Genomic DNA, 26,413 nt, shown 5'->3' with positions numbered 1-26,413 from the left:
GCCCTACTCCCCTACCCGGTCACCCATGGATTTGCGGCCGGCGCCGCTGCTACCGGTACTGGTTCTTCCTCTGGCTGGGGGCTGTACTTTTTGATGGATGCTTCCACGGCTTCCTTGTGGGGGCCTGTGTACCAGGGCATGGTCCGGACCAATGTGGCGGGTGCACCGGAGGCGAGGACGACGGCGCGGCCGCGGTCCAGCTCTGCGAGGTTGGAGACGTCGAAGATGCGTTCCTTGCTCTCCTGCCGGGAGCGGCTGGACCCGGACTTCCCTGATGAGACGGAGACGTTGATGTAGCTGTAGTCCCCAATCAGGTCCGAGAGTGCGCGGAGGAACCCTTCTTCGGCGACGCCGCCGCCGTAGACCTTGACGTTCGCGGCTGACCAGATTTTCCGCATGTTCGCTTCGCCCCAGAGTTCGACGCCTTGAGACCAGGACTGCAGGATGCCCATGACGATCAGGCCTTTGGAGCCGTAGTGGCTGAATTGGTCCGGCAGGCCGGCCCAACGAACAACGTTTGCCAGCTCGTCCAGGGCGAACAGGGCCGGTTTGGGCAGTCGGCCGCCGCTGCGCTCGGCGCGTTCCTCCATCGCCTCAGCGATGGCCACGGTCAGTGCCGTGGTGAGCGGGGCGGCTGAGCCGGCCCCTTCCTTGGAGAGGATGTAGATCGTCTCCTGAGAGGCAGCGAAGGCGTGCGGGTCGAACTGCCGGCGGGCATCACTGGCCACGGTTGCGCCGCCGGCCGGGGCGACCCAGCGGAGAGTGTTCCGACTCTTGAGGCACTGGATCATCTTCTCTGCGGTGCCGAAGATACCGTCGCGCTGCTTGTCAGCCAGCTTCAGCGTGGACTCCAGGCCCTTGTACTGCAGCTCGTAGTCATGCTCCCGGAGGATTTCAATGGGTTCCTGGCTGACCTGCTCCGTCACCCACAGGTAGACCTGCGTGATCGGCAAATCGCCCAGGGCGGCCGCGAGGAAGTACGAGGAGAGGATGTCCTCGGCCTTGGGATCGAAGTAGGCGTCCGGCTTTGACCCCGGGACCCGGGAGCCGACCGAGAAGTGCTGGGTGAGCTTGTAGGCCTTTTCTTCGTCGGTGACGTAAGAGAGCGGGTTCCACCACCAGTCCGGTTCTTCCTGGGCGATCTTTTGTGGGTCGAAGACCCATACCGGGGCCGTGGCCTCGCGGACGCCACGGGTGCCGTCCACGACGTCGCGCTTGTTCGAGGTTGAGACAGCGGCGCCGGGTGCGTCCAGGATGGCGGGTATCACCCGGGAGGTGGACTTACCTGTTCGGGGTCCCCAGATGTCGAGGCTGAGGTCTTCCCAGGACTGGACGAACTTCTGGCCGGTGGAGACGACCTTGCCCACGACGATCCCTGGGGTGTCCTTTACACCTAGCCGCTCTGCCTTGGCCTGTGCTCCCTTTTCGGAGAACGCGGCGAGGGACTTGCCGCGGCCGAGGTAGCGGGCGGCCTTATCCACGCGGGCGCGCTTGGATGCGCCTTTCCGCCATGCCACGAGTACGACGATGGCCAGAACGAGGATCAGGCCGGCCATAAGGCACGCCGCGACGGTGGACTGGCTGGGCCAGGGCACCTTGCCCTTGATGAGTCCGGCGACCAGGTCGATGGGGTGGGCAGGCGGGGCGTCGATGCCGGCCATCCAGGACCCGAGGTGGGCGGCGGCGTAGGTGCCGCCGCCGAAGATGACGATGGCGCCGATGGCCAGCCAGACCAGCAGGGCATCTTCGAGGCCCATTCCTTTGCGGTTAGGTGCACTCACAGCGCGCCTCCTTCTGTCGGCAGCGTTGGTGCTGCCGGGTCCATGAGCGTTTCCGCCGGTGCGTGCCAGCGGGTGTCGGTGTCGTTCAGGCCGTCGTTCTTCTCGATGGAGGTCAGCCCGATCTGGACGGGAATGCCCGGGCGGCCGCCGACCTTGATGAGGAACTTGCCCCGGCCCGGGGGTTCGACGTCCAGGCCGCGTGAGTCCCAGGCGGGCGGGTCCTGCCAGGAGATGAGCTTTTGCTGCTCCTGCCGGGACAGGGGGATCGCGGAGGTCAGCAGCGGCATCTCTGAGGCGGGCAGGCCGCCGCAGATCACCATGCCGGAGCGTTCGACGAATCCGCGGGCTTTCATCCGGTCCTCTTCTGCCGGCAGTGCCAGCAGGTCGGACATGGTGTGGGAAATCATGATCTGCCCAACGCCGACGGACCGGTTCAGGCGGGTCAGGGCGTCCACCCGGTCGACCATGCCCTTGCCGGAGCGCAGTGCACGCCACAGCTCGTCCAGGACGACGAAGTAGTTCCGCCGTGGTTCCAGGCCCGCGTCTGCCAGGGCGTTGGCGACGTTGACCGTTCCGAATCCGTAGGACCAGCAGGCGAGCAGCACGGCTGCCTGGAGGTCGGTTTCGGTCTCGTCGATGCTGGAGACGTCGAAGACGACGGCGCGGTCCCGCTTCATCGGGTTGGTGGTCTGTCGGGAGAAGATTTCTCCCAGCTTCCCTCCCCCGGTCAGGCCCAGCAGGGTCGCTTCCAGCGCCCGGGTTTCCTGCAGGTAGACGTTCATGTCGCCACGGTCCAGCGCGACCTGCCGCAGCTCATCCGGGGCGGAGACGATGACGTCCAAGAGGTCTTTCAGGACCGGGATGCCGTCGAATCGGTCATCGAGGACCCGCAGGGCCCGGTCCAGGATGGTTTGTTCCTGGTCGGTGGGCGGGTTGCTCCGACTGATGGTGATGAGTGAGACGACCATGTTCAGCCTGCGGCCGTGCGCGTCGGCCCGGACCCGGGTGGCGGCATCGTGGTGGCCGTGTTCCTCGAGGAGCTGGGCGACCTCGACGGCCTGGCCCGGATCGAGAATGTTCAGGTAGCCGACGCCGCGGCCGAGCTTGATGACCTGCCCGCCGAGAGCTTCGACGGCTTTAACGTGCTCACCTTTCAGATCCCCGAGAACCAGCGGGTTGACGCCCTGTGCGGCGAGGCCCAGGAACATGCGCCGGACCAGGGTGGACTTTCCCAGCCCGGGTTTGCCAAGGATGAAAGCGGAAGGGTTGGAGATGAGGCGTGCGCGCTGGAACCAGCTGATCGGGTCGCAGCAGACCGTGGCCTGGGTTTCCTCGTGACGGCCGAGCGGGACGCCGATCATGGGCGAGGACGCGCCGGAGGAAAACGGCCACAGACCGCAGACCTGGACAGTGGTTCCCCGGTACTCTTTTACGGACGGGACGAGCTGGGCCATGCCGCCACCAGGTCCGGACCAGCCGCGGGCACCCGGGCCGGCCTCGCGCGGCTGCTTCCCGGCTTTGCCCTTTGGCGCGCCCTCTGCTGGCTTTACTGTCATTGACGTTAAAAGGTCTCTGAGGGCCATTAGAGAGCGTCCTTGATTTCGGAGGGCACCATGCTGTGCTTGGGCAGGACGAGTCCCAGCGGCAGGGAGGCGGCGAAGGCGGTGTCCTGCGCGCCGTAGGCGCGGCGAAGGAGCACCCGGGCGGTGCCGGAGGTCTGTTCGATGGCGGCCACGGCATCAGGCAGCCGTTCCTTGTCGGTCACTGTGGCGGTGACGACCATGCCGAAGTTCACCAGGCCGGCGCCGCGGGCTTCTTCCTGGGCGGTCTGCACGGCGGAGCGGGCATCGACCAGTGCGCGGGCGCTGGGCCGGGTACCGGAGGTGATGCGGACGTTGGCGTTGTTCTGGTCGCGCTCGACCACGGTTGCAGCCTTCGCGGAATCCATCGGACGGTAGAGCAGGGATACCCGTTTGCGGTCAATGTCCCCGTGCGGTGCCAGCAGCCGGGAAAGGACCGAGGAGTTCACGGACCCGCGGGGTGCGCCCGTCATCGTCCAGGAGACAGAGAACGCGGAATCGTGGCGGTAGTCCTCCCAGTTCGCCTGCGTGGCGGTGGGGCCGACCTCGCCCCAGGTCAGGGCCACCGGGGAACCGGCGGCGTGGGCGTCATCAATGATCAGCGCAGCGGGAGGGTCATAGGCAACGCGGACGACCTCGCAGAGTTCCTGCGCCGACATCGGACGGGCGATACCGGCACCGGTGGACTGCAGCCGGGCTGACAGGCCTGGGATCCGGGAGGCGAGGTCCCGGGCCACGTCTTCGGGGGTGCGCTTCTTTGACCCGGACCGCAGGGCGGCGTTGAAGGTCAGGGACACCCAGGCGCGGACCGTGGCCGATCCCTCCGGGTAGGTGTCAACGACCTCGCGCAGAATGGCCTGGGCGAATTCGGGTGCGTTCGGGTCGATGTTCATTTCGACTTCGTTCCGGAGCCGGTACCCGGAATCGGGTGCGGTCTCGACGGTGACGGCCGCGGCGTCCAGTCCTGCTTCGTCGGCCAGGCCGGCGAGCCAGCCGCCCCAGTTGGCGACCCACGCGTCGACTTGCTCAGGGTCCACCAGGGAGGCTCCATCGGGTTCGGTGGAGAAGATGACGGTGAAGTGGCTGGTGGCCGGTACGTGCAGCATGGCGAACGGGCGTTTGTAGGAGTCGGCGAACTCGTAGAGGGTCGACTTCGCGGCCAGGCCGGGGAGCTGGTACATGCCCCACTCCGTCACACCTAAAGGGCCGGAGCGGTAGAGGTTCGTTCCAGTGGACTTGGAGAGCCGGAAGGTCATGCGGGTGCCGAAGCGGTCTACGACGGACTGGCCGTGCTTGTCCTTGACCGTCAGTAACAGGGCGCTGGCTCCGGCGAGGGAGAGGACAGCGAGCCCCGGGAACAGGCCCCAAATCGCGAAGGTGGTGATGCCCATCAACAGTCCGGCCATGACAATCCCGGTGCCGATGGCGCCGAGGTTGCCCAGGCCGGCGGAGCGCGGTACGCGCCAGTTGCCGTAGGACGGTTCCTTGTATTCGGAGTTAATTGCTGCCACTGGGGCCCTCCCCGGTTGAATCCTGCGCGGTCTTTTCGATTGCCTGAGACGTCTTGGTAGCCACCTGCGCCCCGGCGGCCAGAGCCATACCGGCCGGGCCAGCTGCTGCCCCGCCGCTTGCCCCTGCCGCGGCTCCAGTGGTGCCTGCTTTGCCGGCGGTTGCAGCGCCAGCGGCTCCGCCCGGACCCGTAACGCCGGGGGTGGGCTGGCCTCCCCCGCCCCGAGGACCAGGCGCTCCGTCACTGCCCTTCGGCGAATCCCCGGCGTGAGTGCTCTGCGTACTGGCTGTAGTGCTTGTGGTCGCAGGGGTAGGTGCGGCATTTCCTCGTCCGCTGCCGCTCCGGCCCAGGGACACTGCACCGGTGGCCATCGCACCAACGGCAGCCCCGGCCGCCGCTCCGCTGCCCGAGGCAACAGCACCAACCATCGGCGTGACGAACCGCATCAACGCCGGAAGCGCGAACAGGGCAACGATCATCAACGTGAAGCCCGTGATGGACTTAACCAGCGCGTCGCGCCCCTCACCGGTGCCCATGAGAAGGAATGCGACCGAGTACACGATGGCCGCTGCCGGCTTGTAGAGGATGAACGCGATGGTCCAGCCGACTGCTTTCTGGAACCACTGTCGGCCCATCTCGGTGTTCGTGAACGCGGCGGTGGTAGGCAGAATGCCCGCCAGGATTACCAGCATGCCGCTCCGGACCACCATCAGGACGATCTGGACCAGTGAAGCGATCAATCCGATCAGGCCCAGGACAATCAGAATAAACACGCCGACCTCAGTCTGGTTTGTCATGACCAGGATGTTCATCGACTGAGCGAATCCCTTGCCGTCCGTGGAACGCTCAATGATGGCGACAGAGAATGCGTCGGCGGCGATCACCAGAATTGAGATGACACCAAGGCCAAGGCCCGACATCAGGGTGAGGGTGAGCAGCGAACGGAGCAGGTCCTTGAGCGGTGCCCCGCGCTGTTCCCAGATCATCCGGATGCCGCCGAGGATGACGGCAAGAACTGCCAGCGTCAGCGTCCAGGGCATCAACTCGCTATTGACCGCAGCAACAACAGGGCTTGGTGTGCTGCCATCCTCGCTGACCAGGTTCACGGTGGGCATTGAAACCCAGAAGGTAGACAGAGTCGTCACCATCTGACTCATGCCCTCCATGATGGCCTTGGCCAAGTTGCCGATAGCGTCATCTGTGATTCCACCAATGAATTGCTGAGTCGAGCACTTCCAGTCAATCAATCCGCATTCTTTGTCCATGTCAGGCTCCCGACCAAGGGATGAATCCCCCCAAGTCGCTAACCTGGGCGACGTCGTTGAGGAGTTCACCAGCATCGGAAATCTCCACTTTCCAGTCGCCGTCGATCCACTTGAGCGGAAGAACGCCGTGGCCGTACTCGCCCGTCGGCGTTGAGAAGGCCAGGTCCACGTGAGCCGCAGTGGTGGAATAAGCCTTAATGACAAACCCGCGGATCTGGATGGACGAGGAATCTGCACTGGACGGAGTACGGATGTCCCTTAGAGCTGCATCCCGCCCCGGACCGGGGACCACAAGCTTCTCAATTAGTTCCTTCTGAATTCCCTCATCGCTCAGGCCACCGAGCGCCACCATGTTGGCAGCTGCATAGAGCGCTCCTGTTGGGGACTGCGCGAAGCAAGAACGGAAGCCGTTTTCGCCGGTTACTCCTGGGCCAATCGTGTTGGGATCAGTCGGGGCCGCCGTTCGGCCCACGAGCTCCCACTTTGAACTTGGTGCTGAGCCCAGCGCCACCTCCGAAGATGCGGGAAGCCCGCAGATGCTCTTGTCAGCCCCAGCTGAAGCGCTGGGGCTGACAGAGGCTAAGCCGCCGGTTTCTACTGGGGCAGGGGCCGGTTGTGCGTTTCCCTGGCCTTTGGGGAGAAGGAAGATGATGACGGTTGCTGCGATTAGCGCCACCACCAGCGCGGCCGCAATGATGAAACCGGGTTTGGTGAACGGATTGCTTGCGGTGGTGCTCTCTGTTGACTGGCTCATGGTGAAGCTCCCGTTGTTGGTGGTGGCTTAGACGAAGGCACGGACGATGCCAGCAGCGCCGGTGATGATGATGCAGCCCAGGAGGACCCAACCGAGTTTGCCGATGGCTTGTGCGCCTTCGCCGCGCTGGAGCTGGATGACCATGCCGATGCCGACGATGATCACGCCTAGGACGCCGAGGACCAGGCCGATGCCGGAGGCCCAGTTCAGAACCAGGAGCAGCCCGTCTGCTTCTGCAGGGATGGTGGGAGTGGGGTTGGGGATGACGCCGGCGGGAAGTGCGTAGTTCATGGTGAGACCTATCAGTGGGTGGGTGATGTGGTGGCGGTGGCCAAGGCGGCCATATCGGTGATGAAGCGTTGAAATTCGCGGGACGACGGGGCCGTGATGTCCCCGTGCCGCCAGGCTTCCACCCAGGGCAGGGTCCAAAGCCGGGGCGCTCCCCCTCCGACGATCGAAGTGAAGTCCCGGAGTGCTTTGGGAGTTTTCCCCGGTGCGTCAGCAAGGACGGCCATGCCGAGCAGGTCGACTTCCGGTGTGGCACCTGACACCCATTGGGTCAGTGCGCTCCTGGCGGCCGTCAGGCCGCGCATGTCTGCGCGGCACACCAGCAGCACCCGTGGCTCGCTTCCGTCCTGGAGGACCGGCCAGCAGTGATCGGTGGCGCGTGCACCGAGGAGGTCAGCAATTCTGCTTTCGCCTGCTCCCCCGTGTGCGCCGATGATCCATAATTCGGCGGAACCGGTCATGGTGCGGAGGGCCAGTCTGTCGGCTGCGTCGGGTTCAACCATTCCTTTCAGCGGCGCAGTAATGACTGCCGGTGGGGGCATGTACGTATCCGGTGTTTCCTCTTCCGCCGTTTCGGTGCCGGGGCTGGTGATCCAGGGGTTCAGGGACTGTTGCATGGTTCCTCCTTTCGAAAGTCCGGATGGTCGGTGGGTTTAGAAGCCCTTGGCGACGGCGGCCGCGGCCGCCAGCCATGCCCGCTGGGTGGCGGGCTGGAGGGCTTCATAGCGGATGGGTCCGTTGACCAGCGCCGGGTCGTAGGGAATCCTCACGACGGCCCTGACGAACGGTTCAAAGCCGGCCGCAATCCGCTGGGCCTCGTCCTTGGCCCGCTTCAAGGCATCCCCTGACACGGCGCGCTTGGCGTCGGTGGATTCAGAGACGATCACGACGGCGTTACGGGCCAGCTCGGCGTCGTGGCCGCCACGGGATTCGAGGGTCTGCAGCGTCAGCCGGGCGGCTTCGGCGCGGTCCTCGATGGCCGTCACAGGAACGACGAGCTGGTTGGTGTGGTGGATCATCCTGCGCCAGTTAGCCGCCCGGGCGGTGTTACCCGAGTCCATGACCACCAGCCGGTAATAGCGGGTGAGGACCTGGTGGGCGATGTCGACTTCCTCGGCGGTGACTTCGTGGTCGCCTTCCTCGTTTTCATCCGAGCGAAGGACGTCGAACTTGTCTGCGGTCTGGTGGTGGACGAACTTGGCGATCTCGGCGGCGTTCGTTGCCGGGGAGAGCAGTTCGGTCGAGGAATCGATCAGGTCCAGAACGCTCCGGTCATGGGCGCCCTTTTCGGTCCGCCATCCCAGCGTGCCTTGGGACTCGTTGTTGTCCCAGGCGACGGTCGCGGCCCCGCTGTAGCGGGCGAGGATCGCCGAGAGCATGACAACCGTGGGGGTCTTGTTCGCACCGCCCTTGCGGTTGACCACCGCAATGGTCCGGGGACGGGGCCAGTGCTGGCTGACCGTGCGGATATCCTCCCGCTCGGAGAGTTCTTCGGCGGACGGGTCCATCCGGAAGCCAAGGCGCGTGAGCGCACCCCGCCAGCCCTGGGTGGCCGGTTCCAGAACCGGGGTGCTGACCAGGAATGAGGTTTCCTTCAAGCTGCGTCGGGTCGCCGGTGCTTCCTCCCTGGCAACTCCCGGCGCTGGCGTCGTCTCTGACGCGACGGGATTGGGCGGCCATGGTTGGCGGTCCACCGCGGCGACGGTGGCAGCCGGGGGCTCTGCCGGAGCAACCACAGACTCAGGTGCGGGAGCCGACATAGTGTCAACGACTGTGGGAGCTGGCGTCTGGGCCGCGGGTTCCGGTGTTTCTGCCCGGCGGCGGGCGGGGCGAGCCTCGTAGGAGAGGGATTCGATCCTGTTGTCCGGGTGCACGATCAGTTCACCGTGCCCTTCGGGATCCTCGATCTGGACCCTGACCGGACGGTTCAACGTCTGTGCCTCGCCCACGACGAGGGCCAGGGCGTTGTTGCGAAGATCCTGCAGGGACTCCCCGGCAGGGACGATGCGGGAGTTTCCCGCGACGACGACTTCAGCGGTTCCGTTGTCACGGACGATGGCGCTGATGTTTGGAAAGGCCAGGACCTTGGTTGATGTGCTGCTCATGGGCTTCTTCCTTACGTGTGTGGGATGGGGAGTTCCGGCGCTTAGGACGAGGGGGGCGTGAATCGGTGGACCTTCCACGGGGATTCCTTGCCCGTTCGGAGCAGCTGCACCGTGTAGGTCCCGGCGTCGGTGGGCACCGCTGCCATAACCCCGTAGCCGTTGGCTTCATCGACGCTCAGCGTCGCCGGGCCGGTGACGCGGCTGGCGGGAATGTTGGCCGGGTCCACAGCCGAGTAATCGGCGGTGGCCTGGGGCGTCAGCCAGCGGGCAAGCTCATTGGCCCACTGCTTTTCCTCCACACCAGGGCGGGCAAAGTCCGCCATGGCCTTTTCAGCGACATCCACGGCCGCGTCCTTGCTGGCCTGATCCCAGGTAATGCCGATCGTGGCCGGGACCGTGCCCCCGGGAGCCTGTGGACCGCTGCTGGCGCTCAGCGAAACCGGCGCGGAAGGCGTGACGGTCGATTCTGCCGGTGCAGGTGCGGTGTTCGCTGCCGGTGCACACGCGGCGCAGAGCAGGGCGACTGCGATGAGGGCCAGGGGCTTCTTCATTTCTTCTCCTCTTGGGTGGGCAGGTACAGGAACGCGGAAGGGACATCGCTGCTGACGGTCCGGGTGTAGTAGTTGTGATCGTCCGGGGGCGGGTTGCCGTTGTAGCCCTCTTCGACGTAGGTCCCGTCGTCCTTGACTTCCTTGACCACAGCGACGTGACCGAAGGTGGGGTCCGATCCCCCGGTTCCCGGTGCGTACCAGACGACCGCCCCGACCCGAGGTGTGGCGCCAGTGGCCCAGCCTTTGGCGTCCCAGCCGGCCTTCCACGTCAGGGCCGAACCAAGGCCCTGCCCGTCGGGGCGGAAGTTGCCGTTGAGGAACTTGAACGGTTCGCCGGTGGACCCCATTTGCTGGTTCACCCGCCACAGGGCGAAGTCCACGCATTCGCGGTAGAACATGCCCAGCGGTGATGCGGCGGCAGTGCTAGCTCCGACCTGCATCCAGGTTGGAGAGTCTTTCCACGGGTAGTCATCCCCGGCACCGGACTGGCCCGGGATGGCGCAGTCGTTGCCTTCGAGGGTGAACTTCCCGTCCGAGAGTGCCTGGACGAGCTTGACGGCCTCGGGCCAGTACTTCTGGTAGTGGTATGGGTCTGCGTTGCGCTGGACCTTGTTGCCGGCGAGGGTCGGTTCCAGGAGTTCCCAGCCCTCGACCTTCTGTAGGGCTTTGATGAAGTTCGTGGCGCTGGTGGTTGGGTCCATACGGTCTACATAGGAGCCCCACGCGCCGTTGTCGCGTTGCTGGAACAACCCACGGGAGTCCGGCCCGGCGGCGTCGCCTTGGTCCAGAACACGCAGCCCCGATTCGCCCAAGGCGACCATGACGCTAATCATCTGGCCCTTGACGGGAAGGTTCAGCGCCTTGCCCGCTCCCAGGATCGCCGCTGCGTTCTTCAACTGCTCCTGGGAGTAGCCATAGACCTTCGTGTCGCCGTTGATAACCACTGACACGGTCGGGCCACAGTCGGCAGCCGCGGGCTTTGCCGGGGCAAAGAGTAAGAGGATGGAAAAGACTAGCCCCATCAAGATGCCGGGGACCACGATCAGCGCCGTGAGGCCAAGTGACCTACGCTGCATGTGAATCCCCCTTCGAGCCCCAGCCGTCGACTGGCTCGCTCAAAATAGTATATGCGTGTAGTGAACATGTATAAAGCCTGTAGTGGGCCCGCATTGTGCATGTATTAGGGCTGGAGGCGACGTTACGATGATTGGGTTCCGTTCCTCTTCCTGGCTCGGCGCTGGAGGGTGAGACCTGATGCTGACGACAAGGCATGCCCTTGCCTGCCTGGCGTTCCTCGTACCCGCGGGCTCACTATTCGGATTCGCGATCATCATGGCCCGCAAAATCGTGAGACGGGGCCCAAAGGATTACCGTCGCGCCGAGCTGACAGATGACGGCCGCAGAGTCCGCATCGACTTGGATGACTACACCAAAGCCCACGGCGACTTCGCCGTGTTCGACCCTGCGGCCGAGCGCTACACCAGGGTCGGCGAGATCACCCTGATCGACGAGGATCAAAAGTTCGTGGAGCGCCGAATTTATCCGACGGGGTCCGGGCCGGTGACTTTGGGACCGGTGGTCGATTGGACCCCCGACGTGTTCTTTGAACCCTCTGCGGTGGCCGGGCGGTTTGAAGAGGTACACATCCCCACCGTCTACGGTGCGGCGCCGGCATGGCTATTCGAAGGTAAGAACGCGGACACATGGGTGATCCATATCCATGGCAGCTGGACCGACCGCTCGATCATGTTCCGGGACGTCCACGCCTTCAGCCCCTTGGGATTCACCTCCTTGGTGCCCTCATTCCGCAGCGACCTGGAGGTCAGCCCGCCACAGGCCGAATCGAGCCACCTTGGGCAAACCGAATGGCGTGACGTGGAAAGCGCTGTGGTCTACGCCGTGGCTCATGGAGCGAGGCGAATCATCCTCTCGGGCTGGTCAATGGGTGGGACGATCGCACTGCTCACAGCGGAGCGCAGCGCCTACCGGGACCGGATCGTCGGGATCGTCTTGGTAGGGCCGGTCACGAGCTGGCGTAAGACCATCACAGCGGGGGCGGCGCGGGCAGGCGTGCCGGCGGTCGGGGCCGGCCTTGTCATGTCCCTGCTGCAGGCTCCCCCATTCGCGAGGATGCTCGGGCTGGAGGAACCGATCAACTTCAATGCACTTGAATGGGTCGACGTGCCTAACCGGGTGGCAGTCCCGACGCTGGTCTTGCACTCCAGCGCAGATCAAGAGGTTCCCTGGGAGATCTCGGCTGCGTTCCAACGCGCGAATCCTGACACCGTTACCCTGATTCCCTTACCTGAGGCGCACCATACCCAGGAGTGGAATGCCTCGCCTCGTATCTTCACCAACGAACTCACGAGTTGGATCAGCAAAACGATCTTGAATTGAGCAAGGGGCTAGGTCTGCGCGTCCAGCTTGGCCTCAATGTGGCTGATTCTGCCCTCAACAGACTCCGGGAACGTCGTCATGTTCCCCCGCTGGTAGTTGTGGAGAACGATGAGGCTTTTGTAGACCCCATTTTCGAGCGTTTCATTGAAAAGGTCCCACGTCGGACTGACGCGGGATTGATCTGCATTAAACCGGATCCTCAACGCGGTAAGCCAGAGAGCATCGATCATCCAAAGCCGCAGCCTCGGGAGCTGCTTCGACAGGAAAAGAATCAGCCACCCCGCAGCCGTCACCGAGAGGCCTAAATAGAAAAGGCGGTCAAACCAAGATCCGACCGCCTGGGCGAAGTCGTCCCAGGGCGAGAAATGGAACAGCACCACGTATGCAATGTGGCACGAACAAGCCGCCGCAACGACGAGCAGCCCTGCTGAGAATGTTGCATACAGGCCCCTCGCCTTGTGCCGAAGCATGTAGATGATCCTGAGCACGGTGAACAACAACGCGAGCATGTACGTGCCGCTGTATGTGGCAGTTGCGAGCTGGTCCATGCGGAAATCAATGAAGTCCGCAGAGGTTGGAGCTTTGTCCTCAATCAGGGCGAAGCTGACAATCATGATGGGAATGCTCAGCAATGGAGCGTAGTAAGTCCCTCTGACTGGTACGTTCGCTAACCGCCGCACGCTGTCGTTGAAGAAGAAGATCGCTAGTAGCGCGAAGATGGCTTGAAGCAGGTTCGTCACGTTGACGCCACCGAGGTAGCTGTCGATAACCACCAGCGGTGTAACCGTTCCCAGGACATAGAGCGCCGCGAGGCCGAACATCGATGCCAGCCACGACGCCCGGGATTCTGCCACCTTCACCGCCGAAGGGATCCGAAGGAGGCATAGGGCACTCAGCAGTGCGAAGAGCAACAGTTTCATGGTCTAGCTGAGGAAGGGATCAGGCTCGGACGAACTGCGTGCACGGGTCTTCTTCGACATCTCGAATGCGAAATCCTCCACCCACCGTTCGACAGGATGATTCGGGACGGACCGGCAGGTGACACTAATTGCGTCCGCGGTTTCCCTCAGCATTTCTTCAGAGAGATCCGGCAGAGCCAGGGAAAGGCGAAAGCTCTCCAGATAGATGTGTCCGAGCTCGTGATAGATGCAGTGGAGCTTGTATTGCCGGGACTTCTGCGGCGGGAAATAGACGTTGATGCGATCTTCAAATTCGGCTTTGAAGGCCGTCAGCGCACCCCAGGACTCCTTGTACTCGATCAGATTGATCGGCTTCTCACAGATCACGGCCAAGCGCTCGACAACTTCTCTCATCGACGTCGTGCCATCTCCGCATAACTCCTGGACCTTTTCCACGACCGGCGGGAGAACCATTCACTCTTCCTCTTCGCCGTTTATCGATGCATCGATAATCCTGGTGATCGTCCTCAGCATTTCCGGCGAGGTGGCCCCCAGGTTTCGCGCCGCAAAGTTCTTCACTTTTAGCTTCCGCATCTGCACAAGGAACTCCATGCGAGCTTCTACTTCAGGAGGAGTTTCACTGTTGAGATCACACAAATAACTGGCTGGTACAGCAAAAACGTACTCGGCTATGCCCTTCAGCAGTTCCTGATCTGTCACCAGGCTGCCAGTGCCATTGATCAAGTAGGACCACCGTGTCCGTGACAGGTGGATTCCGTGGGCGGAAAGTGCTTCTTCGACATGAGGGTAAGTGAGCGCAGTGTTGTTATCTGCCTCCCAGATATCCACCAGGATGCCCATGCGATCGGCTAGCCGCTCTTTCTTCTGTTGCTGCGTAAGAAACACGCTGCGGCCCCCATTTGCCATCTATACAGCTCCTTAGCCAAGCTCAGCCACTTGTGTAGGCCGCCAACACAGAGCAGGCGGGCAGCTGACTCAAAATGTTACCCGATGACTTCCGGACGGTACAGGCAATGAGTTGTACATGTGCGGAGCATGTATGTAGTCTGTCGCTTGCTTGGGGCTTTTGAAGGAACAATTAGACAACTTCACGGTGGCAGTCATTGACCGCATAGAGAGCGCGGAAGGGGGTATGGGGGGCACCCTTGGGCGGGGACAGAACAGATCTGCCGCTTATGGCAAAGGCCGGGCGCAGCCCTACTGTCGGACTGGTTCCCAGCAACCACAGGCGAAATAGTCCACGTCGACGGCGGCTACCACGTCACAGAGACGAAAAGCTTGTCCACGCTAAGGTCGCGTTGCAGATGCCATCATGTACGCCGTCCCGGCCCAGCGGTTGGGGCAAGCGCCGGGGCGCGCAGAGCTGTTTCCGTTTCAACACGCCAGGAACTGTTTCTGTTTCAATGCCGAGGCGTGGAAGTTCTCGGTGGTAGTTTCAGTTTCAGAGGAGCTGAAAGGTCCAGCATTTCGCTCCTTAGGGCCACAAAGAATTCGGCTCGACCACTCTATTGAAGTAAAGGCAGCCACGGTTGCCGTAGTTCAAAGGACAGGGATGATGGCTCCAACTACTCGTACAGGCAGGCGCTCTAAGGGCGACCGCAAATTTGTCGGATTCCGCATCGCTACCCCGAAGGCCGATGCAATGGAGGAAATTGCAAAAGCGGAGGGGTACCAGTACGTCAGCGACTGGCTGTCCGATGTGGTCGAAGAACGCCTGGCCAACACTAGGCTTCACGCAATCGTTCAGCAGGAGGAGTTGCCGCTTGGCCGCTTAGCTTCTTAAAAGTTGAAGGCCCGCACGAGGCGGGCCTTCGAAGCTTCTGATTCACGAACTGGGATGCTTGCCGGCGAACAGTCCGCGAATCGTTTGGAAGTCCTTGACAGGGCTTCATTTGTGTAACAAAACCGATCCGCCAAGATCGGTCCCTTTTCATTGCCTCTCAAGCAACTCTCCCCGAAAGGATTGTTCTCATCGTACATGGACTCCCGTGTGCGTCGCCAGCCATATCTGTCGCTGGCGTGTCGCGCAACCTCTCCTCATCATGCTCCCCCGCAGAGGCGTGGGCCGCCCTTGCACCTGTGCTCGCAGGTCAGCCGCGGGTTCGGCTTTCTAAGGACGCAGGCAGGTCCTATCCGCAAAAACACGAACGAAACCTCACCGAGGCTCTTCCATCTGTTCCTGCGGCAGTTAGGATCTTCGGCAAAGACGGCACATGTGCGGCGATCTTCCTTGACTTCGACTCGGGGGTAGCAGGGCAGGACGGGGTTCAGGCCGATGTCCGCGCTGTCCAAACATGGCTGCACTCGGTCGGAGCCCGCTGGATTGAGGACTACTCTCCCAACGGCGGCCGCCACGTCTACATCCCCCTGGCGCAGCGGGTCACGTTCTCTGAAGCGCGGGATCTTGTCGAAGCGCTGGGTACTCGGTACCGGAGCCTGGACAAGACCCCGCACCAGAACCTGCTCCACGGCTGCATGCGAACACCCGGCTCACCGCACAAACGAGGCGGCCACCAGGAACTCGCAATGAGCCTATCCATGGCCTACGACATCGCCCGCCGGCCCAACAGCGCCTCCGTATGGGCCGCCATGACCAAGGACTTGAGCGCCGAAATCAAAGCCGTCAGGGCACTCCGTCTGGAGGAGACTTTTACCCCGGCGACATGGGATGCACCCGCCACCGAGCAGCCAGTCGGTCGCATGTCTCGGGCAATGCAGGTCCTCGCCCAGACTGGCCTGTACGACACCACCAGGTACGCCTCAGACTCCGACGCGCGCCAGGCCATCGTCCTCAGCGCCGCGGCCGCCGGCCTCGCCCTTGTGGATGTTGAACGCCGGATGCTCCAAGGCACCTGGCCCGGCCTGGCCTCCTTCTACGCACGCTACGCGGCCCGCCACCGGCTCCCGTCCCTTCGCCGCGACTGGATGAGCGCCCTCAGCTACCTCAGTAAAAATCCTGCCAATGACGAACCGAATAACAATGTCCGCAGATCCCCCACAAGCCCGCCAACTACACAGGCGGCAGGACCTAAGGAGTCCCATCGGATTTCAAATCCCGATGCAGAGCATCGGTTCATCCGAACCTGGCGCAACGCCCTCAGGATCAGGGAGGTGAACTACCAGGAATCCAGGACTGGGATGGCGCGACGGATGGTTCTGAGGGCCCTGGGGGAGGCAGCCCATATGACAGCTTCCCGCTTTGTTGAATTTGGGATCCGGTCCATCGCCGTTGCCACCGGCCTGGACCACACCACCGTTGCCCTGCATCTCAGGGCGTTGCGAGCCGAGAAAGATCCCCTGGTCACGCTGGTGGAAGAAGCCAGGGGAACCAAGGGCGACCTTTACATGCTGACCGTCCCCGAAGAGCTGAAAACGGCAGCTGAGGACGCGACCTGGCAGAAAGGGAAGATCCACGCCCTGCGCCCGGTGTTCCGTGAGCTGGGCTTGCCCGCTGCGTTCGTTTACGAAGCGCTGGAGCACTCCCCCGCCTTGTCAACATCGGACATCGTGCGGGCTACCAGGCTGTCTAGGTCCGCCGTCCATGAAGCGCTGGAAGTCCTGGCCGCGTGGAATTTGATCGCCCGCGGAGCCGGCCGAGCCTGGTCAATCGTGGCAGGGACGTCGCTTAAACAGCTCGCCGAACAGTTCGGCGTCCTGGAGGCCGTCGAGGCGCAGATCCAGCGGTACCGTCAGGACCGGATCATCTGGCGGGAATGGCTGGCCAAGAACGTCAACACCGTCGCCGAGCTCCTCTCCCCAGACGACGACTACCCGTGGGAAACCTTCGAGGGCCCACCTGACGACTGGACCCTCTCCGATATAGCGTTCCGACGCACAGGATGATTCAGGCCAGACCCAAGCAACGGGTTTCTGGCAGTTGGTCCGCCCCTCCCCCGCACTAGGCCGGGCATCCGAAAAGGTGGCATTTGAGCAAAGGCACCATTTGCGCTTAGCAGCGGCATGGCCCGGGCAGGCCGCTGCCCCCTCTTCTGATCCAACCTCAAAGCGTTCGGAAATCCAGAGTCCCCGGCGCTGCTTCTCTGACTCACCTCCCTCACTCCCCCGGCACGAACCCCAAATGGTTGCATTAGCGGAATGGAACCATTCGAGCGCGACTCCCCTCCCCCGCAATGGAGAGACAGTCGCTTGCCGACGCTTTGGACCGCAATATCGCCTCCGGGGCCGTCTGGCCGATAAGCCAGGGTGCGGTGATCCACTCTTCTCCCCTACTCCGACGGTCCTTGCACAGGGGCGTGCGGATCAGTGCCGATAGCATCCGGCCGCAAATGGAACCATTGGCGCGAACCGCAAAAGGAACCATTTGCGAGGTTTTCCCGCAAGACCCGTGACAGCAGATAAAGCGACCGAGGGCCGGTCGTAAATGACCAAAGGATGACGTTCCGATTCGCATGCCTCTCGGGGAGGGGGCAACTGGTCCAGTGCGTGCTGGCTGGCGACGCCGGGAGATGATCGTGGGGCAAGTCGGTGGTTTCCCCTGGCCGGCGACTTGGCTAGTCCACGCAGCGGCCCCAACCTGGCGTGCGGTCGGTGAACGAACCGGCTGGGGTGAGGTGGCGGTCGCAAATACCACCTAATCCGCATACTCCCCTTTTTGCGACACGTGAGACGTGAGAGGAAATACCGCCATTAGAAGTAATACCTCCTTATGCGAGTATAGAAGCCTTTGCGCTAGAAGCTCGCTTCGTACCTTTTTCTCCCATGCCAGCATTGGAGGCGTTTGCGCATATGCTTCTCGCTTCACGGCGCTGGTGCCGGACTACAATCGGAGCGAATACCACCAATACCGAACTCGGGCGATTGCTGGGTTCTACGGAAATGTCACCTTATGTCGCAATGAGGTCCTCCGTCCGGGGAGCCGTGAGGCCACGAAGGGAATTGGTACCAATTGCGCATGCCTTGTATGGAGGTCTTTCTTCGCTCGGGGTTACCCTGGCACGGTTGTGTTACAAAGGTACGTCGCAAATGGATCCATTATGTTTCTGGCGCGGTTCCTGCCCTGGGGATGATCCAACGACTACCCCTGCTCGGGGCATAATGGAACTATATGCGCATATGGCACTTTGGTAGCACATGCTGGGACAAGAGACATATCCGCAAATGCCATCTCTTGCGGGAATAGTGGTATTTATACTTTTTGCGCGGTCTGCGCTTATGGCTCTATTTGCTCCAATGAGGGAGTTGACGTGAAAGGTGGCATTTGCGCGACACTCCCGCGCGCCTCCCCGGCCCCAGAACCCGGCCCGGCTACTGTGATGTCATCGGATGCCGGCCTGACGAGTTCCCGCCACATGTGGGCCTTCTTGGCCGCGCCGTATAGAACAAGCAGTGCAACGGAAGGTACCCCCAGACATGTCGGCAATCATTATCGCCGTTTGCAACCAAAAGGGCGGCGTCGGCAAGACGACGTTAGTGACCGGCCTGGCTGAGGTCTTCTCCCGGACCTTGGGCAAGAAGGTCCTGGTCATCGATGCCGACCCCCAGTACAACGTGACCTCCGCGCTGGGCGTGACCGACCCGGAGTTCACCCTCAATGACGTCCTCTATGGTGACGAGTCGAACAACCAGAAGATCATGCCAGGCGTTGCCGGCGACGCCATCATGGCGGCGGGGGAGGCCTGGCAGCCCCGGGCCGACAGGAAGGAGAACTTCCCGCAGTTGGACCTGATCGCGTCCGAGCGCAACCTGGCATCCCGGGAACGTGACTCCATGATGGCCCGGGAGCACCGGCTTCGAATTGCCCTGAAGGGGGTCGCCGACGAGTACGACATCGTCCTCATTGACTGTGCCCCGTCCCTGGGCATCCTGACGGTTAACGCACTGACGGCCGCCACACACGCGCTGCTCGTCACCGAACCCCGGGTCGCCTCTGTAGAGGGACTCTCGGAGATCGTCACCACCATCTCCGAGGTACAGGAGAACCTGAACGAGAACATCGAGCTTCTTGGCGTTGTCATCAACAAACAGAAGAAGCGTGCCGACCAGATGCACTGGATCGAAAAAGTAAACGCCAACTTCGGGGAGCTGGTCCTGGAGCCAATGCTTCAGGACCGCGAAGTTTTCGCGAAGGCGCAGGCCGCGTCCCAACCCTTGCGTTCCTGGGGATCGGAAGCGGCTCCTCACCGTGCGGACCTGGTGCAGCTGGCTACCAACATCTGGAAAGGTGCACAGTCATGAGCGCACGACCGGGACCGGCCCCGGAGAGGGGCGGCACTCCAACCGCTCTGGACAGCCTGCGCAGGAAGAGCGGCCTGAAGAAAGCTCGCAGTACCAGCGTTATCGCCGACATGACCCGCTCGGATGACCCGATGCCGGCGGCACTGCAAGCCGTCCCCGAAGCACCTCCCGAGCCTGAAACGCCGACACCTGCGCAGCGAGTGGTGGAGGCGCCGGCAGCTCCAGCCCAGCAGCAGCCGGTCCAGGAGCCTGCAGCCCCGCAGCCGCCCGTCCAGCAGATCCAACATGCGCAACAGCAGATGCCGGTACAGCAGGCAGCGCCTGAGCAGGCATACGTCCTGCCCCAGCAGGCGTATGTCCAGCCGGCACCCTCAGCACAGCAGCCGATGGCCTACCAGCCGGCCCAGTACCAGCCCCAGCAAGTCCAGCTCCGCCAGCCGGCACCGGAGCCGCCGGCACCGGAGAAGAAGGTGTACCGGAAGACCAGCTTCTTCCAGTCCATGGAGTCCGGTTCTCGAATGCGGTCCGCGTACATGGCGACCCGTCACCTGACCGCCCACAGGACGCTGTCCGATTTCATCCTCGCTGCCGTCGAACGTGAAGTGGAAGCACTCGAACAGCAGTACAACAACGGCGACCGGTTCACTGCCGACCCCGGAAGCGTTCCCAGGGGCAGGCCGTTGGAGACCTAAGCGGGATGGGTCCTGGTGTGGCCCGGTCCAGTGGCCGGACTACCAGGCGCCCTCGTCAAGGGTCTCGTTGACGATGGACGATCACGTCGACGTTCGCTTCACCCTCGATCAGGAGGCGGGTGAAGCGCTCCTCGTGGTAGCTGTTGTCGCCCGGGCCGGCCGGGCTCCACTGGCAAAGTGGAGGCGGCCTTTGACTACGAGTGGCATTGCACCCTGCTTTTTAGCCGTTTCCAAGGGTGCTCTATAACGACCGTTTTTGGGCCTCGTTCGCGAACCATGGGGACAACTTTGCGCCGGTGGCTTACCAAGCTCCGCTGTCACTTTCTTTTTCGGGCAAATTGAAAACGCTGGTTTTTGTCTAGCTCATGAGCGTTTTGCAGCCGTCCCGCCTCCCGGTTTAGCCATACGTGGAGACCCTCCAGTAAGTAGTCTTGCTAGGGGCGTGGGATCCAGCAGTGCAATTCTTGCCAGCTTCGCCTTTGCTGGGGGAAGGGCTTCTGCGCGCGGGCTAGCGTTTGTCTCCGGTCCAGTTGGCTTTCGTAGCAGGATCAGTCGTTCGGGTTATTGCCCCCGGTGAATTGGTTGCCCGGACCGGTGCGGGGAAACGCAGCTTCCTCCGGGCGGTTGTCCGCAGACGGACACGTGAAGTTCGGTACACCGTTGATGTATTCCACCGTACACTCGAGCTGCCCGCTGTTGTACAACCCTCTCGGTTCGGCAGGAGGTATTGGTCGAGGACGGTGCACGCCCTCGCCGTTGTCATGCTTGGCCAAGGCCGGCTGTGCATTAAGGGCGAGGCCGAGGCCCACCATTCCGGTGAGCGCGATCCGGGTAAGCCGTCTCATGTCAGTGTCTCCTCACTGAGGTGGCTGGGGACTCGTTGAGGAATTTACGGGTCAGGGCTCGAATGAGACGCATGGTGATTCCCTAAATTGATTGGCTGATTGTAGTAATCCAGCGTCCCAGCGAAGCGAGCTGATCTCAGTATCCTCTGGCCATTAAGAGAGGGTCAACGGTCAAAACCCCCTATTTCAGTGGTCAGTTGAAAGGGATGAGCTTTCGAAAGCTGGGTTTGTCGCGCAAAGGCCGCTGAACCGTTTTAACAGTTCTCAGGCGCTGGCCTCGCAGTGAGGAGGAGCGCGGCGACAAGCGAGACGTTGTGTTTCAACAAGGCTGTCACCTTCATGCGTCAAAAAAGATTAGGGCGCCAGCCCGACATCGGGCGGCATGACAGGGGCCCCAAGCGCGTCCCCGCAATACGAGTAAATAACTGCACCAGGACTCCGGCAGCTCAATCTACTCGGCTTGGCACACTACTGTAAGGGGAACTCTTACCTAATTTGCTGGGCTCCCTCACGACGCAACGGGGCCGTCAAATTGACCGTTTGTTGGGTGTGTGGTCCCCGGCAGATGGGGGAGAGGCCGATCGGACTTGTTCCCGGGCTGTTCGGAGTCGGAGCAGGGGCCTAGTCAATAACGACCGTTTCTGACCGACACTCGGCCAGCCTCCTGATTTGCCTCCGAAAGCCCTTCTACTGTTAGTCAAAACTGGTTTTCGAAAAGAAAGGCGGTCAAAAGGGGGAGTGGAGGGTTTTTGACGTGTCAAGGAACATAATCGGCTATGCGAGGGTCAGTACTCGCGGTCAATCGCTCGATTCACAGGTTGACGCATTGGTGGCGGCGGGAGCAGTCAGGGTCTTTCAGGAGTACGCGTCCGGTGCTACCCAGGCAAGGGTGCGGTGGAAGGACTGTCTGGATTACTTGCAGCCGGGCAACGTGCTGTTAGTCGCGGACCTGACGAGGCTGGGCCGTAGCACGGCTGACCTTGCCGACATTGTCACGGTGCTGGGTCAGCGGGGGATAGGCTTTCGGTCTTTGGCTGAGCCCTGGTTGGATACGACCAGTGCCCACGGCAAGCTTATCTTTGACATGTTTGCGTCCCTTGCAGAATACGAACGGTCACGACTGTCGGAAAGAACGAAGGCTGGGTTGGCCGCAGCGAAAGCGCGTGGCCGGCTTGGTGGCCGCCCGCGCTCGTTGACACCGGGAAAACTGGAAACGGCCCGGCAGTTGCGCAAGGAAGGTAAGACTCTGAAAGAAACGGCTGAGCGGCTTAGCGTCAGTGTTTCATCTTTGACCAGGGCGCTAACCCGTTCCGAAGGCTAGCTGCGCTTTCAGCTCAAGATCCACGCAAATTATCGCATCGATGGATAAACCGTCTTCCGCCTGCTGATACTGCTGCCTATTGTGTGGAGCATGGACGGGCCCACGCCCTTCAAGAACGGCAGGGGCCTGATCATGAACACGGGGTTGCACGGGACGGAAAAACCGGACGCCCGGCTGACTGTCGTCGGAATTGAAGGCTCTTTCGGGGTTCTGCACTACGCGGTTCTGACCTTAACGGCAGGCCACCAGCAGATAGGTGAACAGCAGAACCGGAGTATTTGGATGGCGGAGGATCTGCTGGCACGCGGTTTCAGGCCTGTGCGCAACGGTGATGTTGAGGACATTGTTCTCAAAGCCCAGCTGGCCGATGGCAGCGTACGATGCCAGGTTTCTACCCAAGGGCTTATTTCCTTGGTTGCAGATAACAACCTTGTGTGGTCGCGGCAGGTCGACCCTGATGAACCGGAAACAGCCCTCTGGCTTGAAGCTGCCCGGACTAGGGAAGTGACAATCATCAGCGGCGACCTTCGCCGTACAGGCAAGGGTGACAGCGCCGAAAGCTGGAAACCTCCGGTAATGGTCAAAGTTCCCACCACATCGTCCTGATACCGCGATCAGAACGACGGAAGCTTGGGGATACTGCGGCGGGCTTTCACGCTTGTGGGTGTCAAGCACTAAGTCCGAATACCAAGGCGCGAATAACGGCCAGTGCTCCCTGTCTCGTAACCAGTGAGGCCCTTTTGTGCCGCAGCGCCGAGCTGCGCCGGCCACGGCACAACCTGACAGTCAGTGTCTCAGGAGCCCCTGACATTGACTAGGCATAGCGGCAGCAGGGGAGTCACTGTGCCCACTTTCACACCGGATCAAAAGCGGAGTTTTAGTCGGGAAATCCCTGTTCCCGGATGGGTGCAGGAGTCGTAGGCTTGGCTGACATTTCGCTCACTTTTTCGGGAGGTAGCCGTGTACACGTCAAAGCGCACACCGGAGCGCGTGGACCGTTTATCCAAGGTCCGCCATCTTCAGGAAAACGTGGCGTCCCGGGCGGCGCGGGGGAAGGAGTGGGCCACCCCCGGAGTCGTTGCCGCGCTGCAGCGTGCGGTGTCGGGACTGGATACAGGCCGGGAAGCGGCCTCGCCCCGGGCCCAGACCAGGTTGCGACGATTGGCCGAGGAACTGGGCGTGGGGGTAGAAAGGGTGACGCCACGGCTGAAGAAAGGACCGGGTCGGGTCGCACCCAAAGCGCCCCGCAGGGCCCCCACCGCTGTTGTTCCGCCGGTGGAGCAGGCAAGCCAGGGACGCCGGAGAATGAGGTTGCTGCTGGGCGCGGCGGCCGCCCTCGCCACCGGCGGTGTAGCACTCCGGGAACTCCTCAGGGGCACCGGGGAACAAGCGGCTCAGACAACCGAATCGGAGGCAGGGGACGGGGCCGAAGAGCGCGATCCAGGGAGCTCCGGCGTTACTGCCCAGAGCACGCCGACCTCCGGGGCCTCGGTGAAGAATGCCTACCTCTGACCCCGTCCGTAGAATGCCCGATCTTTCCCGAAAAGGCGGGTCCGGGGGGCGTGGTTCCGCCGCTGGGGACGGGTCCGCTCCGCCTTTTGGTTCCGGAAGCCGGGCGTCCTAATTTCTAGTCCCTTTTCTTGAAGGCGTCTTTGATTTTCTCGCCGGCCTGCTTCAGGTCCGACTTTGCCTGATCGCCCTTGCCTTCGGCCTTCAGGCGGTCATCGCCGCTGGTTTCACCAGCAGTTTCCTTGCCCTTGCCGCGCAGCTTTTCAGCCGCATTGCGGGCCTTATCTCCCAAACCCATGGTCTTATCCCTTCGGTCGGAAACCCCGGCGGGGACTCCCCGCGGGGCTGGTACTTCCATCGTAACCACCCACCTTCAGCGGCGGACCAGTGCCACCACAGCAATCGTGTCCCGGTGAGTCGCCGGGGACCGCTTCCGCCGCCACACCTTGGTTGCTCGAATTCCGGACAGCACGAGGATTCGGGGCGGGGAAGGCGGTAACGGGTTTGATTGGCTGCATCCGGTCATCGGTTTAAGGTGGGCACGGCCCGCGTTGATTTGCAGTGCTTTTGAAAGGGTTCCCGGGATCCGTTCAGGGAGATGTGAAGTGCTTTCCCTTTGAACAGTTGGAGCTGGAAACGTGAGCAGGTCTGTCTTGAGCGTGATTCTCGGGATCACGGCGAGGGCACGGTGCTGGGGCAGGGTTCTGTCGAAGAGCTGGTCTTGCGCAGGGTGGAGGATGAGGAAATCCCGGCCAGCCTGTCCACGATCAGCGCCGCCCAGTCCGAAGCGATCACCCTGGCCTACTTCCATGGGCAGACCTACAAGGCAGTGGCCGGGACCCTGAATTTGACTCTGCCGGCGGTTGAGTCCCGCATCCAGGACCGCTTCCGCAGCCTCCGCCAGTCACTGGACCCGGCAGGCACCGATAAAAAGTACCCATCACGGGTAACCCCCAGGGATGCTATTTCACGGTGAGGGTGCCTTTCATGTTGCCGTGAAAGTTGCAGTGGTAGGGGTATGTCCCGGGTTCGGTCGGGGCGGTGAAAGTGGTGGTGCCGACCTGTGTGTTGACGTCGAACGCGTTATTGGTGTCAGCGGTGATGGTGTGCGCTTCGATGTCTTCGTTGGTGACGGTGATTTCCGCTCCGGGACTCACAGCTTCCCCACCCTGGTACTTGAAGCCCTTGATCAGGATTTGGGCCGGCGCCGCCGCCGCTGTTGAACCCGTGCCCGAAGCTGTCGGAGCCGGTTCGGCGGTGGCAGCAGGGGCTGACGGGAACTGCTCCGTCAGTGTGGGGGCCGCTGTCGTGCCGGACCCGGACATGCCCCCGCAGCCGGACAGGGCCAGCACGGCTGCTGCTGCTAGTCCGAGTACGCTGCCGCTTCTAGTGATTACTTTCATGGATGAGCCTTTCATGGGAACCGCCGGTGTGCCGGCTGCCTTGGTCGGCGAAAGCCGGCGTGTCAGGGGTGTTCAATCCAGCAGGCGAGGATGGTGGTGGAGAGCTGGTATGCCAGCGCGTTTCGGGTGATGTCGTCCGGTCCCAGTGTTGTTGGGAGGTCGGTCGCGTCCACCTGGAGGATGAAGTTGTCTTTTTGGAAGACCGCTGACCCGTCGGCGGTTTCGTAGGCGGGGAAGCCGAGGGTCGCGAGCCCTTCAATGGGTGTGGCGTCTTTCGCCAGGGCCTGCATCGCATCGAAGTAGTTCAAGGCGGTGGCCTGGTCTTTGGCTTCCTGGACGGAAATGACCAGGTCGCCTTCGTTCAGGTGGTAGGTGCAGGTGAAGGTGCTGTCCGCCCAGTCGTTGATGGTGTGCGGGGCCTGCTCGAGGTTAAGGATGGCGGTGAGCCGGTCCTTTGGTTGGTCCCCGCAGACCATCAGGGCCGCGTCGCTGGGCCCGTCAGCGGTGGTGGCCCCGGTGGATGAGGGTTTGTCCCCGTGATGGCCGCCGCCGTGACCGCCGGTGTGCCCGGTTTCGGGTGAAGCGGCCGAGGGGGCCGGTGTGGAAAGTTCCGATGGTGCGGTGACGGAGCTGCTGGCCGCTGATGCGCAGCCTGAGAGCAGCAGGGCGGTCAGTGCCAGGGAGGCCAGCAAAGGCTTGCGCTGTTTCATAACTCTGTCCGTCCTTGCCGCCGTCCCGATGAGTGGGAACCGGCGGTGCGTTGTCAGGTTTTGAGGGTGGCGTAGATGACGTAGTTGTCGTCAAACTCCCCGGTGGCGGGGTCGTAGCCATCGCAGGTGATGAGCCGCAGCTCCGCGGTGTCGGTGTTGCCGTAGACCTCGAGGGTGGGGAAGCTGTTTTTGGGATAGAGGGCGCCGCGGTCAACGGTGAAGACAGCGGTGCTGCCGTCAGCCCGTGTGACGTTGATTTCAGCGCCGGGGGTGAGTTTCCGCAGGTCCGCGAACACGCCCTTGTTGCCGCCCAGGGCGTTGACGTGGCCCAGGATCACTGAAGGGCCGCGTTCACCCGGGGTGGGGGAGCCGTCGTACCAGCTGGCGGGTGTTCCGCTTCCGGTGTCTTCCGGGACTTTCAGGGAGCCGTTCTCCTCCAGCCCCAAGTGAATAAGCTCGGATTGGACTGTGATCGAGGGAATGGTCAGGGTGACAGGGGCCGACGCGGCCATGACAGGCGGAAGCGCCTGTGTTGGCGGGACCGCCGCGGGGGCAGCAGGGGCCGGTGCGGACGCAGCCGGGGGAGC

Annotated in this window: 27 protein-coding genes and 1 pseudogene; 10 read left to right on the top strand and 18 right to left on the bottom strand. The window is 62.5% G+C overall.

Features of this window, described 5'->3' with window-relative positions; genetic code table 11:
- Positions 1–11: 11 nt before the first annotated feature.
- From AC5RT3_RS10760 to AC5RT3_RS10715, 10 genes are all read right to left on the bottom strand, one after another.
- Complete coding sequence (locus tag AC5RT3_RS10760) at positions 12–1,781, bottom strand: type IV secretory system conjugative DNA transfer family protein (protein ID WP_494124132.1); 1,770 nt, start codon at positions 1,779–1,781, stop codon at positions 12–14.
- Positions 1,778–3,337 carry a helicase HerA domain-containing protein gene (locus AC5RT3_RS10755; RefSeq protein WP_494124131.1) on the bottom strand — a complete coding sequence of 520 codons (1,560 nt, stop codon included), beginning with the start codon at positions 3,335–3,337 and terminating at the stop codon, positions 1,778–1,780. The genes AC5RT3_RS10760 and AC5RT3_RS10755 overlap by 4 nt, the downstream gene beginning before the upstream one ends.
- Before the next feature lie 26 nt (positions 3,338–3,363).
- On the bottom strand, positions 3,364–4,872 hold the full coding sequence (locus tag AC5RT3_RS10750) for an SCO6880 family protein (protein WP_494124130.1): 1,509 nt from the start codon (positions 4,870–4,872) through the stop codon (positions 3,364–3,366).
- Complete coding sequence (locus AC5RT3_RS10745; RefSeq protein ID WP_494124129.1) at positions 4,859–6,028, bottom strand: TrbL/VirB6 family protein; 1,170 nt, start codon at positions 6,026–6,028, stop codon at positions 4,859–4,861. Before AC5RT3_RS10745 ends, AC5RT3_RS10750 begins: the two co-directional genes overlap by 14 nt.
- A 109-nt stretch (positions 6,029–6,137) precedes the next feature.
- Positions 6,138–6,890: a DUF8175 domain-containg protein gene (locus AC5RT3_RS10740; RefSeq protein WP_494124128.1), complete on the bottom strand. Its 753-nt coding sequence runs from the start codon at positions 6,888–6,890 to the stop codon at positions 6,138–6,140.
- Positions 6,891–6,917: 27 nt separating this feature from the next.
- Positions 6,918–7,181, bottom strand: a complete 264-nt coding sequence (locus tag AC5RT3_RS10735; protein ID WP_494124127.1) for a hypothetical protein — start codon at positions 7,179–7,181, stop codon at positions 6,918–6,920.
- An 11-nt stretch (positions 7,182–7,192) separates the two neighbouring features.
- Positions 7,193–7,795: a DUF6668 family protein gene (locus tag AC5RT3_RS10730; RefSeq protein WP_494124126.1), complete on the bottom strand. Its 603-nt coding sequence runs from the start codon at positions 7,793–7,795 to the stop codon at positions 7,193–7,195.
- 36 nt (positions 7,796–7,831) lie between these two features.
- Positions 7,832–9,283: a MinD/ParA family ATP-binding protein gene (locus AC5RT3_RS10725; RefSeq protein ID WP_494124125.1), complete on the bottom strand. Its 1,452-nt coding sequence runs from the start codon at positions 9,281–9,283 to the stop codon at positions 7,832–7,834.
- Positions 9,284–9,324: 41 nt separating this feature from the next.
- On the bottom strand, positions 9,325–9,834 hold the full coding sequence (locus AC5RT3_RS10720; RefSeq protein ID WP_494124124.1) for a hypothetical protein: 510 nt from the start codon (positions 9,832–9,834) through the stop codon (positions 9,325–9,327).
- Positions 9,831–10,910, bottom strand: coding sequence for a CHAP domain-containing protein (locus AC5RT3_RS10715; RefSeq protein WP_494124123.1), 1,080 nt, complete (start codon positions 10,908–10,910; stop codon positions 9,831–9,833). The genes AC5RT3_RS10720 and AC5RT3_RS10715 overlap by 4 nt, the downstream gene beginning before the upstream one ends.
- Before the next feature lie 178 nt (positions 10,911–11,088).
- Between AC5RT3_RS10715 and AC5RT3_RS10710 the strand changes: the two genes are divergently transcribed.
- Positions 11,089–12,231 (top strand): alpha/beta hydrolase family protein, encoded by a 1,143-nt coding sequence (locus AC5RT3_RS10710; RefSeq protein ID WP_494124122.1) that lies wholly within the window; start codon positions 11,089–11,091, stop codon positions 12,229–12,231.
- Positions 12,232–12,239: 8 nt separating this feature from the next.
- Here AC5RT3_RS10710 and AC5RT3_RS10705 read toward each other — a convergent pair whose 3' ends face one another.
- The 3 genes from AC5RT3_RS10705 to AC5RT3_RS10695 are packed head-to-tail and all read right to left on the bottom strand — an operon-like array spanning position 12,240 to position 14,057.
- On the bottom strand, positions 12,240–13,151 hold the full coding sequence (locus tag AC5RT3_RS10705) for a hypothetical protein (protein ID WP_494124121.1): 912 nt from the start codon (positions 13,149–13,151) through the stop codon (positions 12,240–12,242).
- A 3-nt stretch (positions 13,152–13,154) separates the two neighbouring features.
- Entirely contained in the window at positions 13,155–13,604 is a 450-nt protein-coding gene (locus tag AC5RT3_RS10700; protein ID WP_494124120.1) for a hypothetical protein, read from the bottom strand.
- Positions 13,605–14,057, bottom strand: coding sequence for a hypothetical protein (locus AC5RT3_RS10695; protein ID WP_494124119.1), 453 nt, complete (start codon positions 14,055–14,057; stop codon positions 13,605–13,607). It abuts the gene before it with no gap.
- Positions 14,058–14,290: 233 nt separating this feature from the next.
- Here AC5RT3_RS10695 and AC5RT3_RS10690 point away from each other — a divergent pair.
- The 5 genes and pseudogenes from AC5RT3_RS10690 to AC5RT3_RS10670 all read left to right on the top strand — a co-directional run.
- Positions 14,291–14,411 (top strand): annotated as a pseudogene (locus AC5RT3_RS10690) (SDR family oxidoreductase); the annotation flags it as partial.
- A 52-nt stretch (positions 14,412–14,463) separates the two neighbouring features.
- Complete coding sequence (locus AC5RT3_RS10685; protein ID WP_494124118.1) at positions 14,464–14,934, top strand: hypothetical protein; 471 nt, start codon at positions 14,464–14,466, stop codon at positions 14,932–14,934.
- A gap of 236 nt (positions 14,935–15,170) precedes the next feature.
- A complete protein-coding gene (locus AC5RT3_RS10680) occupies positions 15,171–16,994 on the top strand; it encodes a MarR family transcriptional regulator (RefSeq protein WP_494124117.1) in 1,824 nt (607 codons plus the stop codon).
- Positions 16,995–18,521: 1,527 nt separating this feature from the next.
- Entirely contained in the window at positions 18,522–19,346 is an 825-nt protein-coding gene (locus tag AC5RT3_RS10675; protein WP_494124116.1) for a ParA family protein, read from the top strand.
- Positions 19,343–20,038: a ParB family protein gene (locus AC5RT3_RS10670; RefSeq protein WP_494124115.1), complete on the top strand. Its 696-nt coding sequence runs from the start codon at positions 19,343–19,345 to the stop codon at positions 20,036–20,038. The genes AC5RT3_RS10675 and AC5RT3_RS10670 overlap by 4 nt, the downstream gene beginning before the upstream one ends.
- A gap of 548 nt (positions 20,039–20,586) precedes the next feature.
- On the opposite strand, the gene AC5RT3_RS10665 is transcribed toward AC5RT3_RS10670, so the two are convergent.
- Positions 20,587–20,883 (bottom strand): hypothetical protein, encoded by a 297-nt coding sequence (locus AC5RT3_RS10665; protein WP_494124114.1) that lies wholly within the window; start codon positions 20,881–20,883, stop codon positions 20,587–20,589.
- 754 nt (positions 20,884–21,637) lie between these two features.
- On the opposite strand from AC5RT3_RS10665, the gene AC5RT3_RS10660 reads away from it, so the two are divergent.
- From AC5RT3_RS10660 to AC5RT3_RS10650, 3 genes are all read left to right on the top strand, one after another.
- Positions 21,638–22,204, top strand: coding sequence for a recombinase family protein (locus AC5RT3_RS10660; RefSeq protein ID WP_494124113.1), 567 nt, complete (start codon positions 21,638–21,640; stop codon positions 22,202–22,204).
- A 90-nt stretch (positions 22,205–22,294) separates the two neighbouring features.
- Complete coding sequence (locus AC5RT3_RS10655; protein WP_494124112.1) at positions 22,295–22,810, top strand: hypothetical protein; 516 nt, start codon at positions 22,295–22,297, stop codon at positions 22,808–22,810.
- A gap of 354 nt (positions 22,811–23,164) precedes the next feature.
- Positions 23,165–23,716 carry a hypothetical protein gene (locus AC5RT3_RS10650; RefSeq protein ID WP_494124111.1) on the top strand — a complete coding sequence of 184 codons (552 nt, stop codon included), beginning with the start codon at positions 23,165–23,167 and terminating at the stop codon, positions 23,714–23,716.
- A gap of 115 nt (positions 23,717–23,831) precedes the next feature.
- Here the strand turns inward: AC5RT3_RS10650 and AC5RT3_RS10645 are convergent, their stop codons facing one another.
- A complete protein-coding gene (locus AC5RT3_RS10645; protein ID WP_494124110.1) occupies positions 23,832–24,011 on the bottom strand; it encodes a CsbD family protein in 180 nt (59 codons plus the stop codon).
- Between the two features lie 318 nt (positions 24,012–24,329).
- Between AC5RT3_RS10645 and AC5RT3_RS10640 the strand changes: the two genes are divergently transcribed.
- The gene (locus tag AC5RT3_RS10640) at positions 24,330–24,689 is read left to right on the top strand and encodes a sigma factor-like helix-turn-helix DNA-binding protein (protein ID WP_494124109.1); all 360 of its coding nucleotides are present in this window, start codon (positions 24,330–24,332) and stop codon (positions 24,687–24,689) included.
- On the opposite strand, the gene AC5RT3_RS10635 is transcribed toward AC5RT3_RS10640, so the two are convergent.
- From AC5RT3_RS10635 to AC5RT3_RS10625, 3 genes are all read right to left on the bottom strand, one after another.
- Positions 24,676–25,116 carry a cupredoxin domain-containing protein gene (locus AC5RT3_RS10635; protein WP_494124108.1) on the bottom strand — a complete coding sequence of 147 codons (441 nt, stop codon included), beginning with the start codon at positions 25,114–25,116 and terminating at the stop codon, positions 24,676–24,678. The genes AC5RT3_RS10640 and AC5RT3_RS10635 overlap by 14 nt on opposite strands.
- 62 nt (positions 25,117–25,178) lie before the next feature.
- Complete coding sequence (locus tag AC5RT3_RS10630; protein WP_494124107.1) at positions 25,179–25,826, bottom strand: hypothetical protein; 648 nt, start codon at positions 25,824–25,826, stop codon at positions 25,179–25,181.
- 53 nt (positions 25,827–25,879) lie between these two features.
- The coding region (locus AC5RT3_RS10625; protein WP_494124106.1) for a class F sortase at positions 25,880–26,413 on the bottom strand (534 nt) is incomplete at its 5' end.

Source organism: Arthrobacter sp. Y3221159, assembly GCF_059089885.1.
The sequence above is the reverse complement of the archived record's forward strand: the minus strand, read 5'-3'. Positions and strand labels throughout refer to the sequence as shown.

Coding starts and splice junctions, on each gene's coding strand:
- AC5RT3_RS10675 (WP_494124116.1), top strand. CDS start 18,522: ATGTCGGCAATCATTATCGCCGTTTGCAACCAAAAGGGCGGCGTCGGC.
- AC5RT3_RS10685 (WP_494124118.1), top strand. CDS start 14,464: ATGTACGCCGTCCCGGCCCAGCGGTTGGGGCAAGCGCCGGGGCGCGCA.
- AC5RT3_RS10665 (WP_494124114.1), bottom strand. CDS start 20,883: ATGAGACGGCTTACCCGGATCGCGCTCACCGGAATGGTGGGCCTCGGC.
- AC5RT3_RS10645 (WP_494124110.1), bottom strand. CDS start 24,011: ATGGGTTTGGGAGATAAGGCCCGCAATGCGGCTGAAAAGCTGCGCGGC.
- AC5RT3_RS10710 (WP_494124122.1), top strand. CDS start 11,089: ATGCTGACGACAAGGCATGCCCTTGCCTGCCTGGCGTTCCTCGTACCC.
- AC5RT3_RS10700 (WP_494124120.1), bottom strand. CDS start 13,604: ATGGTTCTCCCGCCGGTCGTGGAAAAGGTCCAGGAGTTATGCGGAGAT.
- AC5RT3_RS10745 (WP_494124129.1), bottom strand. CDS start 6,028: ATGAGTCAGATGGTGACGACTCTGTCTACCTTCTGGGTTTCAATGCCC.
- AC5RT3_RS10670 (WP_494124115.1), top strand. CDS start 19,343: ATGAGCGCACGACCGGGACCGGCCCCGGAGAGGGGCGGCACTCCAACC.
- AC5RT3_RS10635 (WP_494124108.1), bottom strand. CDS start 25,116: ATGAAAGTAATCACTAGAAGCGGCAGCGTACTCGGACTAGCAGCAGCA.
- AC5RT3_RS10720 (WP_494124124.1), bottom strand. CDS start 9,834: ATGAAGAAGCCCCTGGCCCTCATCGCAGTCGCCCTGCTCTGCGCCGCG.
- AC5RT3_RS10730 (WP_494124126.1), bottom strand. CDS start 7,795: ATGCAACAGTCCCTGAACCCCTGGATCACCAGCCCCGGCACCGAAACG.
- AC5RT3_RS10695 (WP_494124119.1), bottom strand. CDS start 14,057: ATGGCAAATGGGGGCCGCAGCGTGTTTCTTACGCAGCAACAGAAGAAA.
- AC5RT3_RS10735 (WP_494124127.1), bottom strand. CDS start 7,181: ATGAACTACGCACTTCCCGCCGGCGTCATCCCCAACCCCACTCCCACC.
- AC5RT3_RS10755 (WP_494124131.1), bottom strand. CDS start 3,337: ATGACAGTAAAGCCAGCAGAGGGCGCGCCAAAGGGCAAAGCCGGGAAG.
- AC5RT3_RS10715 (WP_494124123.1), bottom strand. CDS start 10,910: ATGCAGCGTAGGTCACTTGGCCTCACGGCGCTGATCGTGGTCCCCGGC.
- AC5RT3_RS10630 (WP_494124107.1), bottom strand. CDS start 25,826: ATGAAACAGCGCAAGCCTTTGCTGGCCTCCCTGGCACTGACCGCCCTG.
- AC5RT3_RS10725 (WP_494124125.1), bottom strand. CDS start 9,283: ATGAGCAGCACATCAACCAAGGTCCTGGCCTTTCCAAACATCAGCGCC.
- AC5RT3_RS10740 (WP_494124128.1), bottom strand. CDS start 6,890: ATGAGCCAGTCAACAGAGAGCACCACCGCAAGCAATCCGTTCACCAAA.
- AC5RT3_RS10705 (WP_494124121.1), bottom strand. CDS start 13,151: ATGAAACTGTTGCTCTTCGCACTGCTGAGTGCCCTATGCCTCCTTCGG.
- AC5RT3_RS10655 (WP_494124112.1), top strand. CDS start 22,295: ATGGACGGGCCCACGCCCTTCAAGAACGGCAGGGGCCTGATCATGAAC.